The organism is Limisphaera sp. VF-2, assembly GCF_049537125.1.
In the GTDB taxonomy this organism is placed as follows: Bacteria; Verrucomicrobiota; Verrucomicrobiia; order Limisphaerales; family Limisphaeraceae; genus Limisphaera.
This window is the reverse complement of record NZ_JBMVQY010000002.1, coordinates 602,273-617,733: the sequence shown is the minus strand read 5'-3', so window position 1 is coordinate 617,733 and position 15,461 is coordinate 602,273. Positions and strand designations below refer to the sequence as shown.

General features: G+C 65.9%; 9 protein-coding genes. 6 read left to right on the top strand and 3 right to left on the bottom strand.

Features of this window, described 5'->3' with window-relative positions:
* The 3 genes from sppA to ACPDIT_RS09765 form a co-directional block, all read right to left on the bottom strand.
* Window positions 1-1,086, bottom strand: a complete 1,086-nt coding sequence (gene sppA, locus ACPDIT_RS09775) for a signal peptide peptidase SppA (protein WP_423443014.1) — start codon at window positions 1,084-1,086, stop codon at window positions 1-3.
* Between the two features lie 613 nt (window positions 1,087-1,699).
* Window positions 1,700-2,338: a response regulator transcription factor gene (locus ACPDIT_RS09770; RefSeq protein ID WP_423443013.1), complete on the bottom strand. Its 639-nt coding sequence runs from the start codon at window positions 2,336-2,338 to the stop codon at window positions 1,700-1,702.
* Between the two features lie 72 nt (window positions 2,339-2,410).
* Window positions 2,411-5,197, bottom strand: coding sequence for a PAS domain-containing sensor histidine kinase (locus ACPDIT_RS09765; RefSeq protein WP_423443012.1), 2,787 nt, complete (start codon window positions 5,195-5,197; stop codon window positions 2,411-2,413).
* Between the two features lie 1,921 nt (window positions 5,198-7,118).
* Here ACPDIT_RS09765 and ACPDIT_RS09760 point away from each other — a divergent pair.
* The 6 genes from ACPDIT_RS09760 to ACPDIT_RS09735 all read left to right on the top strand — a co-directional run bounded on the left by ACPDIT_RS09760 (window position 7,119) and on the right by ACPDIT_RS09735 (window position 15,457).
* The gene (locus ACPDIT_RS09760) at window positions 7,119-7,934 is read left to right on the top strand and encodes a PA14 domain-containing protein (protein WP_423443011.1); all 816 of its coding nucleotides are present in this window, start codon (window positions 7,119-7,121) and stop codon (window positions 7,932-7,934) included.
* A 108-nt stretch (window positions 7,935-8,042) separates the two neighbouring features.
* A complete protein-coding gene (locus ACPDIT_RS09755) occupies window positions 8,043-8,558 on the top strand; it encodes a hypothetical protein (RefSeq protein WP_423443010.1) in 516 nt (171 codons plus the stop codon).
* A gap of 840 nt (window positions 8,559-9,398) precedes the next feature.
* A complete protein-coding gene (locus tag ACPDIT_RS09750; RefSeq protein WP_423443009.1) occupies window positions 9,399-10,565 on the top strand; it encodes an ROK family protein in 1,167 nt (388 codons plus the stop codon).
* A 40-nt stretch (window positions 10,566-10,605) separates the two neighbouring features.
* Entirely contained in the window at window positions 10,606-12,117 is a 1,512-nt protein-coding gene (gene araA / locus ACPDIT_RS09745) for an L-arabinose isomerase (RefSeq protein WP_423443008.1), read from the top strand.
* Between the two features lie 25 nt (window positions 12,118-12,142).
* Complete coding sequence (locus tag ACPDIT_RS09740) at window positions 12,143-13,828, top strand: ribulokinase (RefSeq protein ID WP_423443007.1); 1,686 nt, start codon at window positions 12,143-12,145, stop codon at window positions 13,826-13,828.
* A gap of 201 nt (window positions 13,829-14,029) precedes the next feature.
* The gene (locus ACPDIT_RS09735; RefSeq protein WP_423443165.1) at window positions 14,030-15,457 is read left to right on the top strand and encodes an alpha-N-arabinofuranosidase; all 1,428 of its coding nucleotides are present in this window, start codon (window positions 14,030-14,032) and stop codon (window positions 15,455-15,457) included.
* Window positions 15,458-15,461: the final 4 nt, after the last annotated feature.

The following is a 15,461-nucleotide window of genomic DNA, read 5'->3' as shown; positions in this document are numbered from 1 at the left end:
TCAAGGCACCAGCGCCGGCGGCAGGAAATACATCTGACCCGGCTCCAACCGCGGCAGTTCCAATCCCCAGTCCACCTTGACCGTGCGCGTACGGCCCTCCCCGAACAACGGGAACAGATCGGCAAAGGTCAGTCGACGCTGATACCGCACGAAATTGGCGCGCGAAACGCCCGCCAGTTTCAGCGCACGGGCCTTCGCCGTGTCGAAGTTGCCCAACTCGTCCACAAACCCCAGCTTGTACGCCTCGTTCCCGGAAAGGACCCGCCCGTCCGCGTACTCCTCCCAATTGGGCACGAGCCGGCGCCCTTCCGGATCGTTCGCTTCCGCCGCGGCGCCCCGGCCTTCCGCCACCACCTGCTTGAACCGGGTGAAGATCTCGTCGATGAGCGCCTGCAACATTTGCCGTTCCTCCGGCGGGATTTCCGAGGGATCGCGCGACCCGCTCAACATGTCCTTGAACCGGCCGCTCTTGTACGTGTACGGCCGAATCCCCACCTTGTCCATCAGCCCGCGATAGTTCCAGGCCGACAGGATCACCCCGATGCTCCCCGTCAACGTCATTTCATTGGCCACGATCCAACGGCTGGCCACGGCCACATAGTAGCCCCCGGACGCCGCCACGTTCCCCATCACCGCCACCACCGGCTTGTTGGCCTCCCGCTGAAACTCCCGGATCGCCCGGTTCAGCTCATCCGAGGCCAACACCTCCCCGCCGGGCGAGTTGATCTTCAACAACACCGCGCGCACGCGCGTGTCCTCCCTGGCGCGTTTCAACTGCGCCCGCAACACGTCCACCTGGTCAAAGCCCATGGGGTCCGACAACTGACTGGTGATGATCCCCTCCAGTTCGATGACGGCCACCTTGGCGTGAGCGTCGTTGTCCTCCAGGACGATTTCGTCCAGCCGAGGCCCAACGGAGGTCCGTACCACCGCGGGCCCCAGTCCGTCCAAGTGAAGCAGGCTCGAAGCCATCCAGAGCACCAGCCCCGTCCCCACCATCAACAACAGGGCGACGATTACGAAGGCCACCAGCCAACCCCGCCCTCCTCGACGTTGCGGCGGAGTCGAACCCACAGGACGAATCACGGGCGGGACCATCCCCGGCGGCGCCCCCGGGGCTGACACGCTGGGCGCACCATCTTCCGGTCTGCCAGCAGGGTCGTATGTCATGGCCCGAACCCTAGTCAAACCTCCACGCCCCCGCAAGCCACCGCGGGCCCGCTCACGAGCCCGGCTCCGTCGCTTTCGGGCCTCCCCCGCTCGGCCCCGGGGCCCATCGGTGCCGGAGCCCGTCGGTTCTCCCGTGGTGCGGCCCCTTGGCTGTGTGCCCACGCAGGAGCTTCCACAAAAGCGCAGGGCCGGACTCGACGTCCGGCCCTTCACTCGAGAACCAAAGCTTTTTGTCTCGCACTCGATGCGGCGCGGCAGCTTTACGCCCTCGTCAATCGCACACGGTATTCACTGCCTTTCTGCATCAAAGCCAACCACACTATGGCGAATCGGACGCGTCGCGGGTATCCCCAATTCTGGGGACAAATTTGTCCCCCCGCTCCCAGCCGCCGCCCCTGACGATTGCCGCCCTGCTCTCCCGGCTCCGGGTCAAGTCGAGGGCCAACCGTCGGATTCCCTGATTCTCCCCCTCGACCGGCGCCGCGTCCTGCGGCGCTCGGATCGGGCCCGCGTCCGCGCCTCCCAAAGCTCAGGCAAGGGGAAGCTGCCGCGACCGCCACCATTCGGTCGCCTCCTGCACCAGTTCCGCCGTGGTGGCCAATCCGCGCTTGCGTTTGATGTTCTCGCGGTGGGTCTCCACCGTTTTGACGCTCAGTCCGAGCCGTCCCGCAATTTCCCGGCTGCTGAGGCCCTGCCCCAACAACTGGTAAATCGTGAACTCGCGGTCGGTCAGGTCTTTCAAGCGTGCCTCGGGTGGAACCGGTCGCGAGACCAGCTGCTGCCCCAGCATCCGTTCGGCCAGCGAGCGACTCACATACAAGCCGCCCTGCAACACCTGCCGCATGGCGTTCAGAACCTCCATCGGCGCGTCTTCCTTGGTGACGTAACCATGTGCCCCGGCATGCAAAACCCGCTCCACATACACCGGTTCGTCGTGCTGCGTCAGCACAAGGATCCGGAGCCGGTCATGACGCGCCCGTACGGCTTTGATGAACTCCAGCACGTCTCCCCCGCCCAGCCGCAAATCCAGCACCATCAGGTCCGGGGATTGTTGCTCCAACACGGTCCAGGCCTCGGAGATGCCGGCCGCCTGCCCGCAAACCGCGAAGTCGTCATGGCGACCCAGCAGTTGCGTCAATCCCTCCCGCAACAATGGATGGTCGTCCACGATCAAAACCCGTGCCGGCTTTCCCCGCCCACCGGTCCTGCTTGCCGATCCTGCTCGCGTTTCCATGGCACGTCATGCCTCCTGGGCCTCTCTCGGGTCCCTGCCGGCGGGCCAGGGCAAACGGCACTCCACCGTGGTCCCCTGTCCCGCCTGCGAATGAATCTTCAATCGGGCGCGGAGGGTGGCCGCCCGGTACCGCATCGTGCGCAGGCCCAGACCCTCTGCATTCGCCGCCTCTTCCGGGCCAAAGCCGCGTCCGTCGTCCACAATCCGCAAGCACAGTTCCGGTCCCTCCCGTTGCAGGGAAATCCCAACTCGACGCGGTTTCCCGTGGCGGACGGCATTCGCCACCGCTTCCTGCGCAATGCGAAACAGGTGAAATCCGGTTTCTCCGTCCAACTTTTCCACCGGCTCGGGGCAGGTGCATTCGCAAAGGACCCCGTGCCATTCCGTCGTTTCCGCTGCCAACCGCTGCAACGCCGGGACCAATCCTCCTGCCTCCACCTCCACCGGATCCAGGCCGCGGGCCAGGCGCCGTGCCTCTTGCATGGCTCGTCCCAACAGGCTCACCAGTTCGGCTGCCTCGGACGCGGACGCCGGCGCCTCCTGCCGCAGCCGATCTTCCAGGCTGCGCGCCTTCAGCGCCAGCCCGGCCAGAAACTGCGCCAGCCCGTCGTGCAGTTCATGCCCGATCCGCCGCCGTTCGCGGGCGCCCGCCTCCAGAACCTCCTGCTGCAGGCGCTTCCGCTCCGTAATGTCCAGCACGGTGGAGACAATGTACCGCAGGCGACCCTGTTCATCCCGCACCGCACCAGCCGCAGACAATGCCTGGACCACGCGGCCGTCCTTGCGCAGCAACCGTTTCTCGCGGGCGTAGTGATCCCGCTGTCCGCTCCGCAACTGCTCATAAAGCGCCCGGCCGGCCGCCACGTCCTCCGGATGCGTGATCCGGCGCGTACTCAACTGCAGCATCTCCACCTCGCTGTAACCCAACATCTCGCAGTAAGCCCGGTTCACCCGCAGGAAATGCCCCTGCGCATCCAACAGGGCCACCCCCAGGGGCGCGCATTCGAACAGGGTGCGAAAGCGTTCCTCGCTGGCCCGCAAGGACTGCTCCGATTCCTTCCACGCAGTGATGTCCTCGACCACCCCGGCCCAGGCTTCCTCTGCGCCTTCCGTCTGGCGTACCCGAAACGCGCGCTCATAGACCCACCGAATCCCCCCGTCGCTGCGGAGCACACGGTATACCTGCTCGAACGAATCCTGGCCCGCCGCCGCCTCCCATGCCGCCCGCACCCGCAGGGCATCCTCCGGATGCACCCGATCCCACCAGAGTGCCGGATTCTCGTACAATCGTGCCCTCGGCAGGCCCCATACGGTTTCGAAGGCGCGGCTCACGTACAGCCACCGCTGCTGCGTTCCGTCGCGCAACCAGAAGACCTCTTGCAGGTGTTCCACCACCTGACGAAACAACTCCTCGCTGGCCATCAGCCGCCGCGCCGTTTGCCGCAGATCCGTCACGTCCAGGCCGCAGATCAACACCGCCGGTGCTCCCCCAAACCGCACCGCTCGCGCCGTCACCTGCAACCACCGCTCCTGCCCGGCAGCCGTTCGGATCAACAACTCCTGCGGCCCCACCGGCGTTGCCGACGTCGCCGCCTCCGCCCACAGCCGCTCCACACCGCCCCGCCATTCCGGTTCCACAAACCGCCACCACCCCCGCTGCCTCAACTCCTCCCGGGTCACACCGAACATGGAGACCGTCCCCTCGTTCGCATACACGCAGCCCTGCCCGGTTCGGATGCACACCAACGCCGGTATCTGATTCGCCAGAGTCTGAAACTGCTCCGCACTCTCGCGCCAGGACGCCTCCGCTTGCTGGCGCCGCGCCACCTCCTGCGCCAATGCATGATTGGCCTCCGCCAGCTCGGCCGTGCGCTGACGCACCCGCTCTTCCAGCGTCAAAGCCGCCCGGCGCAACGAGCTCTCCAGGGCATCCACTCGGGCTCCCGCCCGGTCCGCCACCCACAGCCCGGCTCCCAACACAAGCACCGGCGGCAGCACCAACAACAAAAACTGCTGCACCGGCTCGGTTACGGTCCCGTGAAACCCCAGCCACTGCAGCAGCCCCACGCAGGCCAATACCACCCCCACCGTCCACGGCACGAACGCCCGCAGCAAGTGCGCCCGGTGTGTCGGCCACCAAAACCATCGAAGGGGAATCCGCTCCGGCCCCCCGGCCATCACAACTCCCAGCGAAAGACACAGACCCGCGGCCATCCCCAGAAAACTGGGCGGCCGCAGGATGTCTCGATCCAGTCCCGGCACCGCGTACAACCAGCCCGTCAGCATCACGAACTGGACCGACGCAAGAATCGCTGCCGTGGCCGAGGCAGCCGTGGCCCAAACGCTGCGCGGCCAGCCGGTCACCGAGCCCACCAACAAACTGGCCAACCCGGCAAACCCAAATCGCACCAACGGCGGCAGGACCGCTTCTGCCATTCCCCCCGCTTCGAGCCCCAGGCGGGCTTCCACCCACCCGGGGCGGCCCAGCGCCACCTCCAGATAACCCCAGGCCACCACCAAACCGGAAAGACAGGCCAACGACAGACCGGGCACGCTTCGAGTCGCCGGACCCGAGGTGCAAAACCGGCAGACCAGCGCCCCGCCCAGCAGCCCCAAGGTCAAGGCCCCCTTGGGAGCCGCCGGAAAATCATGCGAGAAACACAGCATCCAGTCCGGCCGGCCGACCCCCCAACACAGCAGCATGCCCGTACCCAGGATCGCCGCGGTCCCCGCCAGCACCAGACCTGCCCACCGTAAGCCGGGCCGCCACGCCTCATCCCAAGACACCGCCATAATCCATCACCCAGGGCTGCCTCCGCACTCCCTACCCTCGCAAACCGCCTGAGTCCCTGCAATCTCAGATTCGAGGGAAGCGTTGGGACCACGGCGGGCGAGAGCAACCGTCTGCCCTCTTCGGGACGACTGAGGGCGGGCCCTGGATCGTCTTCCGGGCACGCGATCGGAACCGGGAAGCTCCAAAAAACCAACCGGAAGAACTTCCACTCCCTGCCAATCCGCCACACCACACCTGCCGCTCGCGCGACGACGAAGGCCGAGCGAACTCCGTTTGCAACTTCACCCCTCACAGGCCAACGCGGGGCTGCGCGCGAGCCCTGATCCAATGATCCCTCGAGCAGGCCGCGATCCTGCCCCTGGCCGAATTCACCGCCCGTCCGCCCCGTGCTCCACGCTCCATCGCCACCGCCATCCCGGCCTGCCTACCGGGTCCCCTGGTGGAACGGCGACGAACCCAAAAGGAGCTCACACCGAATGACTCCAACGATCAACGCCCGTCATCGAATCGCGCAACGGCGGCTCGGTCCTCCCGCACAAGGAGCGCGACCCTTGGGCTCCAACCGAGTGGTGAAAGCCGGCCCCCACTCCCCATACAAAGCCGAACCCCTTCCAGCCGGAGCCCAGGCCAGAGCCGTGGCCAGGTGGGCAACGACGTTCGGAACCCACCGACCCGGTTGGACAACAACTCCCACAAAGGCTCGGCCCGACCCAACCCGGCGGCGCCCACTGCCGGCAAGGTCACACATGGAACCCGAGTCATTGCAGTTGCAGCCAACTCTGGCCGGATCGGCAGGCCCAGCGATCAGCCGGATCCGGGACGAGATGGACCGCCCCTGCCTCACGATGTGCGCCAAGAAACGTTGCACCCCGCTCGCGGTTGCCCCCCTCGGGCTCCAATCGGCCCTGCACCTTCTTTTCACAAATCGGCGTCGGGCGCCTCTGCGAAACGCCGAGACTCCTGCCGGATTCCCCCTCCCTGTGCCAACATGGGCAGTCTCCCGTGTCCGACCTTTCCAGGGCACAGGAGCATCATCAAGGCCCAAGAAGTCGTTGATTCTGAAGTGCAAGTGTGTCTAAATCACATCATTCGCCAAACATATCAAGCCGAAGCGACTGTGCAGGCTGACACCGACCCCGTTGGCCAGTAGCCACCCGCAGTCAAAAAATCCAGGACCAACCAACCACGACTTGAACTGGCCCGCGCGGCGATCCAGGTCCCCCGGGCCGGCCCGCGGGCCTGACCAAGGGCGCCCCCTCCACAGAATATCGGACCGGGGAGGAAACTGCGGTCGCCCGCCTTCCAGGACGGACTGAACCATGACTGGCTTCATCCTGCTTCCAGTTTGTGGCGTTGACGGTTCCAAACGGTCGTACAACCAAGATCCGGCCGTCGCCCGCTCCGACGACCCAGGCTGCGGCCCCGGGCTCGTGACCTGGCTGGAGCACGTTTCAATCCGCCCCCGGCTTTACGGCCACGGGCGGCACGTTTTTCGCCGCCAGGGCTCCGGTCAATACCGTGGCAGGAACGGTCAGTGGCCGGTTCGCGTTGTTGCTGGATTTCCGCGCGGCCTTTTTCGGGGCAGGAGGGCGTCCGCAACTCGACGAGAGCCCCACTTTCGAGCCGCATATGTCGTTCTCGCCCTGCCAGCCTTCCACACGCACCCCTGGTGCGACACATGGAATCATCGGAGCCGCAGCTGCCCCGGCGATCACCAGTCCGGAGGTTCCGGGGCAGTGGCCCGATGCCGGCACGCATCGGTTCTGGCAAGCGCCCCTCCACCCGGGCACCGGCTCTTCGACCAGAGCTCGCGGCAGTCGGATGCACCCGGTCACCGTCCGGGCCCACGTGCCGACGCAGCTGCACCGCCGCTTCCGTTCCTTCGAGTAAAAGCGTTTCCCGGCCACCACACCGTTCACAATGAAAAGCACAGACGGCCTCTACACCCTTCTCATACTTGGATCGCTGACTCTGCCCGGATCCGCCGGGGCCGTTGACGGCCTCGTGGGTCGTTACTACTCCGGTTACGGCGTCGTGAGCACCCGCATCGCGTTCGACGGGTTGACGCTGGTCAGCACGCGCACCAACAGCGTTTTCGATTTCTGGAATGGCTCGCGCTTCGGCGACTGGAACCCCGTTGGTAACGGGCTTTGTTCGGCCCGCTGGACGGGCTTTTTGCACGTAACCAAGGCCGGTCTTCACGGGTTCGGCACCATTTCCGACGACGGCTCGGAGATCTGGATCGATGGCGAGCGAGTGGTGGACAACCACGAGGAACCATGGTTCGATTGGCAGGAGGGCTGGTGTCATCTGGGTGCGGGCGATCACACCCTCGAAATCACCTTCTTCGAGCACGACAGCCTCAGCGGCATCGAGGTCTGGTGGCTCAGGCCCGAAAACGCCCCCTCGGTCCTGCCGTATTCCGGCGGGACGTTTCACACCATTCCGCCCACGTTCAACTCCGGCACGAAGTGGGAAATCCTCGGCGCGCCGGTCGTGCAGACCGACGCGCCATACGTCGACCCGCGTCTGCGGGCGCGCCCGCTGCCATCCGCCAACGCCGTGGAATTGAGCTGGCAGGGATTCTCCAACCCGACCTATGTCGTCGAGTGCTCCACCAACTTGCTGACGTGGCAGGACTGGACCGGCACTCTGCCGGGTCTCAGCGGCGTCATGACGCAATGGGTTCCAACCACAGCGGCGCGGGTTTTCTTACGCCTGCGGCTTGAGCCATGAGGATCGTACCGGCGCTGGCGTCCCCTTTTTTCAAAATCCTCGGGCAACGACCCTCACGTTGGCTATGCCAATGAAAGGCACACCGACCATGCGCAGGACGGCAAGCTCTTGATGGTCTCGCCTTTACTCCCTCAACTCTCAACCTGCCCCGCCCAGGACAGCGCCTTCACCTACCAGGGCCGGCTCGAGGAAAACGGCACGCCGGACAACGGCCGCCACGACTTCCGGGGCCAAACGTTCAACCGCGCCGCTGCCGGTGACCCGGGCGACGGGCCGGTTTCCTCCACGGCGACCCTGACGGCGGTGCCGGCGACCCACGGGTCGTTCGTCCCGCCCCTGCGCCTGGGCACCGCGCTGATCCCTGGCGCGAGGGGTCGGCTCGAACGTTGTAGGTGGACGGACGGTTGGAGCCCATTCGTCGCGTTGACGCCCCGCCCACCGACCCGCCCTTCTGCGTATGTCATTCACGCCGCCAGTGCAGATGCGGCAGGGCTCACCGGCCCGCTGCCGACCGGAGGCTTAATCGGCGGCTACCCCGGTCTGGCGCAGTTCCCGAACCCCGGCAATTTGTTCACCCGCACATTCGCCGTCGACGGGCCGACCAGGGTCAATGCCGCACGGTAGGGAGGCTCACTCCCCGGGGCGTTCCCGCAGTTTGCGGGCTGAGTGCGGAACACGAGCGTGGATTCTATCAGCAGCACCAACAACCCGGCCCTGGAGTTGCGCGTGAACAATATCCGGGTCCTTCCGGCTCGCGCCCACGGCCGGCGTGCCGAACGTCAACGGGGCAGTGGGGTCCACGCAGCCGCTGCCGGCGTTTCCCACGCCACCATCGGGGGCAGCGGCCGTCCAAGGTTGTCGAACCGGGCCCTGGGCGATTTCGGAACGATTGGCGGCGGCGGGACCAACATGGGGGCAGGAGCACCCGGCAGGCCGGGCGGAAATGCTCTCCGGAAAATCTCGATGCGGGCCGAATGAAAGCTGCGCGGGCCGGACCAGGGCCGGATCTTTCCACCCGCACGTGTGAAACCGCCTTGCCAGACATCTGGCGGCGTTCTGGCGGTGCCACATCGTGTCGCCGAGAAGCGCGTCTGTCCTTGCCCGGGCAGTGCCAACTACCGCAGCGCGAACGTGACCGCTGCCAGACCTTCTTCTGCTGGCCACAGGTCCTCGGTGAACCGCGGCCCGTCCGTCACGCGCGGGGCTCCGGAGCAGTCCCGGTACCTCGCCAACCATCGGACAAGGCTCGGAATTTTCGCGCTTGCCGGCAAATAATTGGCTTTGTTAAGGAATTGGTGCAATGCGAGCCACCCGCCACGCAAAGGCCGCTCGACCGCCACGGCCATGGAGGCCCGGCAGGCCCGTCGGAAGGCCCACAGGGAGTGGATCGCCCGTTCTGGAAGCCGGCGTGATGGGAGGAGGCCCTCGGAGGTTATGATCGTTGTGCCCGCTCATATGGGCCGGATGAACAAACTGGCCCTGTTGACCCGGTTGCAACAACTGGGCACCGCCTCGCGCGCCGAGCTGGCCAAGTCGCTCGGCCTCAGCCAGCCCACCTGCGGCAAAATCGTGCAAGAGCTGCTCCGATCGGGCGTGCTGGAGGAACTGCGCCGACCCGCCAGGTCGCGCATGGTCGGTCCGGGTATCGAACGACGGCGCAAGCTGGGTCGTCCGGGAGTGCTGGTGCGGCTGAATCAATCTCTGCCGCGCTTTCTGGCCATCCAGTTGGACGTAACTCAGACCAGCCTCGGCCGTTTCAGCCTGGGGTTTACCGGCGCCGATGTTTGGGAAACCAGCGTGCCCACGGGGAAAACGGCCACCGAGTGGGCACGCAACCTGGCCGAAGCCGCGCGCGCGTTGCCGCTGCCGGACCCCTGGGGCGTGCTGATCAGTGTCCCCGGCCTGCTGGATGCGGAGCGCGGCCGTGTGGTGTACTCGCCCAACCTGCACTGGACCGAGACGGTGGACCTGCGCCGTGTTGCCGCCGAGATCTGGCAGGCTCCCGTCGTACTCATGCAGGAGGAACAGGCCCTGGCCCTGGGCCACCGCCGTGTCCATCCCGACCACGACGACTTTCTCCTGGTCGATTTTGGCGAGGGCGTCGGGGGCGCCGTGCTGGTCCACGGCAGACTGCCGGCAAACCCGCTGCCGGTTTCGGGGGAGCTGGGGCACACGCCCGTGGCGGGTAACCCGCGTCGGTGCGGCTGTGGGGCGGTGGGCTGTCTGGAGACACTCGTCTCGTTGCGCGGGTTGCTCGAAAGTTTTGCCGAGGCCGTCCCGCAGGCGCCGCGGACCTGGGCGGCTCTGCGACAGCGCGTGCAGGAGCGCGGGCTGGAACCCTGGCTGAGCCGCACGCTGGATGCGACGGCCGTCGTGATCGCCGGGGCTTTGAACATCCTCGGACTCCAACGCGTGGTCCTGACCGGCATGCTGACCGAGCTGCCGACCTCCGTGGTGGAGTACCTCGCGCAACGCGTGCGGCAGGGGGCCTTGTGGGCCCGGTTCGGCCAGATTTACGTGGAGACCGCCGCACGCCACCGGGCCGCCGGCCTGGTCGCCGCCGGCCTCGAAAAGCTTGTCCTCAACCGGCTCGGGGAAGATACCCCCGATGCCATTCGACTCGCCCAGTGACCTCCCAATCCACATGTCCAACCCTTCAACCCAGTCACCCATGATCGACCTGAAAGAATTCGAAGTCTGGTTTGTCACTGGAAGTCAGCACCTGTACGGACCGGCCGCCCTGGAGCAGGTCGCGGCCAACGCCCAGAAAGTGGCGGCGGCCCTGGACCAGTCCCCGGTCATCCCCGTGCGCGTGCGCTTCCAACCCGTGGTGAAGTCCCCCGAGGAAGCCACCCGGCTCTGCCAGGCGGCCAACCAGGAGAGCCGCTGCATCGGGCTGATCACCTGGTGCCACACCTTCTCGCCCTCCAAGATGTGGATCAACGGCCTGAAAGCCCTGCGCAAGCCCATCGCTCATCTGCACACGCAGTTCAATCGCGACCTGCCCTGGTCCACGATTGACATGGATTTCATGAACCTGAACCAGGCGGCCCACGGCGACCGGGAACACGGCTTCATCATGAGCCGCATGCGGTTGAACCGCAAAGTCGTCGTCGGCCACTGGGAAGACCGCGAGGTGCACGAGCGCCTGGCGGCATGGTGCCGCGCCGCCGCGGCCTGGCACGACTGGCAGGGGGCCCGTTTCTGCCGCTTCGGCGACAACATGCGCGAGGTGGCCGTCACCGAGGGAGACAAGGTCGCCGCCCAGATGCAGTTCGGCTACTCCGTCAACGGCTACGGCGTCGGTGACCTCGTCCAATGTGTCCAGGCCGCCCCGGAAAGCGAGGTGGACGAAATCATTGCCGACTACGAGAAACAGTACAAAGTGGCGCCCGAGCTGCGGAAAAACGGTCCCCGGCACCAGTCGCTGCGCGACGCCGCCCGCATCGAGGCCGGCCTGCGCGCCTTTCTGCGGCAGGGCGGATTCAAGGGATTCACGGACACGTTCGAAGACCTGCACGGCCTGACCCAGCTGCCCGGCATCGCTGTCCAACGGCTCATGGCCGAGGGTTACGGCTTCGGGGCCGAGGGCGACTGGAAGACCTGTGCGCTGGTTCGCGCGATGAAAGTGATGGCCAGCGGCCTGAAAGGGGGCACCTCGTTCATGGAGGATTACACCTATCACCTCAACCCCAAACGTCCCGCCGTGCTCGGGGCCCACATGCTGGAGATCTGCCCCAGCATCGCCAAGGGCAAGCCCAGTTGTGAGATCCATCCCCTGAGCATCGGCGGCAAAGCAGATCCGGTCCGGTTGGTGTTCGACACGCCGCCCGGCCCGGCGGTCAACGCTTCCATCATCCATTTGGGCAACCGCTTCCGCCTGGTGGTCAACGAGGTGGACGTCATTGCCCCCGAAAAGCCGCTGCCCAAACTGCCGGTCGCCCGCGCCGTCTGGCAGCCCCGTCCCAATCTGGCCGTGGCGGCGGCGGCCTGGATCTATGCCGGTGGCGCCCATCACACCGGCTTCAGCCAGGCCGTCACCACGGAAATGCTCGAAGATTTCGCCGCCATCGCCGGCGTCGAGTTCCTCGTGATCGATGCCCAGACCCGACTGCGCGAGTTCAAACGCGAACTCGAGTGGAACGAGGTCGCCTACGGTCTCAAACACGGGTTCCTCGCCTGAACCCTCACCCGTTGCTGGAACCACCATGAGCGCCACCTACACCATCGGTCTCGACTACGGCACCAATTCGGTGCGCGCCCTCATCGTCAACACGGCCAACGGCCGCGAAGTCGGCACCGCCGTCTGGGAATACGAGCACGGGACCCACGGCGTCCTGCTGTCGCGCGATCCCAACCTGGCCCGCCAGCACCCGGCGGATTACCTGAAGGGTGCGGAAATCACCATCCGCCAGGCCCTGGCCCAGGCCCGGCGGAATGTCCGCGGCTTCAAACCCGAGCAGGTGGTCGGCATCGGCGTCGATACCACCGGCAGCACTCCGCTGCCCGTGGACGCCAACGGCCAGCCGCTGGCGTTCCAGAAGAAATTCGCCAAAAACCTCGCCGCCATGGCCTGGCTGTGGAAGGACCACACCAGCGTGGCGGAAGCAGCGGAAATCACCGCGCTGGCCCGGCAGATCCGGCCCCATTACCTGGCCAAGTGCGGCGGCACCTACTCCAGTGAATGGTTCTTCAGCAAGATCCTTCACTGCTTGCGCACCGCCCCGGAGGTCTTCGACGCGGCGTATACCTGGGTCGAGCTGGCCGACTATGTCCCGGCGGCCCTCACCGGCACGGAACATCCCGATCAGATCACCGTGGGCATCTGTGCCGCCGGGCACAAGGCCATGTACAACGACGCCTGGGGCGGCTATCCGGACGCGGAATTTCTCGGCAAGCTGGATCCCAAGCTGGCCGACCTGCGCAGCCGGCTTCGGCCCAAGGCCCACACCATCGATCGCGCCGTGGGCACTCTCACGCCCGCCTGGGCCAGGCGGACCGGCCTGCCGGCAGGGATCCCCGTGGCCGTCGGTGCCTTTGACGCCCACCTCGGCGCCGTCGGAAGCGGCATCGCCCCCGGCATCCTCGTCAAAATCATCGGCACCAGTACCTGCGACATGATGGTCGTGCCCCAGGACCAGCCCCTGGCCGACATTCCCGGCCTTTGCGGCATCGTGCCCGGTTCGATCCTGCCCGGCTACTACGGGCTGGAGGCCGGCCAGTCCGCCGTGGGCGACATCTTCAACTGGTTCGTCAACTACATCCAGCCGGGTGGCCCCAGGGCCGGTTCTCACGAGGCCCTCACCCGCGCCGCCGCGAAGCTCAAGCCCGGCGAATCCGGTCTGCTGGCCCTGGACTGGAACAACGGCAACCGCACCATTCTGGTGGATCAGCGGCTGACCGGCCTGCTGTTGGGGCAGACGCTCTACACCACCCCGGGCGAAATCTACCGCGCCCTCATCGAAGCCACCGCCTACGGCGCCCTGACCATCATCAACCGCTTCGAAGAATACGGCGTGAAAGTCGAGCAGATCATCAACTGCGGCGGCATCGCCGAGAAGAACCCATTGGTGATGCAGATTTACGCGGACGTGACCGGCCGACCCATGAAAATCAGCCGGTCGGCCCAAACCTGTGCCCTGGGGGCGGCCATCGCCGGCGCCGTCGTCGCCGGAGTCCACAAGGATTATGCCTCGGCCCAAAAGGCCATGACCGGGCTCAAACCCCGCGTCTTCAAGCCCAACCCGGCCGCGCACGAGGTGTATCAAAAACTCTATCCCCTCTACCGCACCCTCCACGACGCGTTCGGCACCCGCGAGTGGACGGGCAACCTGTACGACGTGATGAAAACGCTGTTGGACATCCGCAACCGCGCCCGCGGTGTCACCGGCTGAGGCAAAGGTCCGAGCCGGTGGATCAAATCACAACCTGGCAACCGGGCAATGTGCTTCGATCGAAACACCATGAAACCTTTCCCGACTCTTTTTCTTCTGGCGGGCTTGATCGGTGGCGGCGCCCTGCCCACCCCACTGGCGGCTCAGACCACCAATCGCCTGGTCATTCACGCCGACCAGGGCCGGCACACCATCAGCCGGATGATCTACGGGCACTTCGCCGAGCACCTCGGTCGCTGCATCTACGAGGGCTTTTGGGTCGGCGAAGACAGTCCCATCCCCAACACCCGCGGCATTCGCAACGACGTCGTTGAGGCCCTGCGCAAGATCAAGGTGCCGGTCCTGCGCTGGCCGGGGGGTTGCTTCGCCGATGAATACCACTGGAAAGACGGCGTCGGACCGCGGGCCCAGCGGCCCGCGCGCATCAACACCCACTGGGGCGGCGTCATCGAAAACAACCATTTCGGGACGCACGAGTTCATGGACCTGTGCGAACAACTCGGCGCCGAACCCTACATCGCCGGCAACGTCGGCTCCGGCACGCCCCAGGAGATGATGGAATGGATCGAGTACATGACCAGTGACGCCAACTCCACCCTGGCCAACTGGCGCCGCCAAAACGGACGGCAGGCACCCTGGCGGCTGCGCTATTTCGGCATCGGCAACGAAAACTGGGGCTGCGGCGGCAACATGACCCCCGAGTACTATAGTGACCTCTTCCGCCAGTACAACACCTATGTCAAAAACTACAGCGGCAACCGCATCTACCGGATCGCCTGCGGCCCCAACGGCGGCGATTATCGGTGGACCGAAGTGCTGATGCAGCGCGTGGGTCGCCGCATGGACGGCCTGTCCCTCCATCACTACACCATCCCCACCGGCAACTGGGGACGGAAAGGCTCCGCCACCCAGTTCGGCGAAGACCAATACCACGGCGCCCTGCGCCGCGCCCTCGAGATGGACACCCTCATCCGTCGCCACAGCGAAATCATGGACCGCTACGACCCCGAGAAACGCGTCGGACTCATCGTGGACGAATGGGGCATTTGGACCGACGTGGAACCCGGCACCAATCCGGGCTTTCTCTACCAGCAGAACTCCATGCGCGACGCCCTCATCGCCGGCCTGACGCTCAACATCTTCAACCGACACTGCGAACGCGTGCGCATGGCCAACATCGCCCAGACCGTCAACGTCCTGCAGGCCATGATCCTTACCGACAAGGAGAGGATGATCCTCACCCCCACCTACCACGTCTTCGAGATGTACACCGTCCATCACGACGCCACGCTCCTGCCCACCGATCTGGAATGCGCGGACTACGTCTACCAGGATCACCGCATCCCCGGGCTCAACGTTTCCGCCTCCCGCAACGCCGAAGGGGTCATCCACGTGAGCCTCTGCAATCTCCATCCGGATCAACCCGCCTCGTTGACGGCCGAGCTTCGCGGCGCCCGACCCTCCCGCGTGCAGGGCCGGCTGCTCACGGCCCACAGCGTCCAGGCCCACAACACGTTCGACCGCCCGGACAGAGTGCGTCCGGTGCCGTTCCACGAGGCCCGGCTTACGGAAAACGGGTTCGCAGTCACCCTGCCGCCGCGTTCGGTGGTGGTCCTGGCATTGCAATAACCGA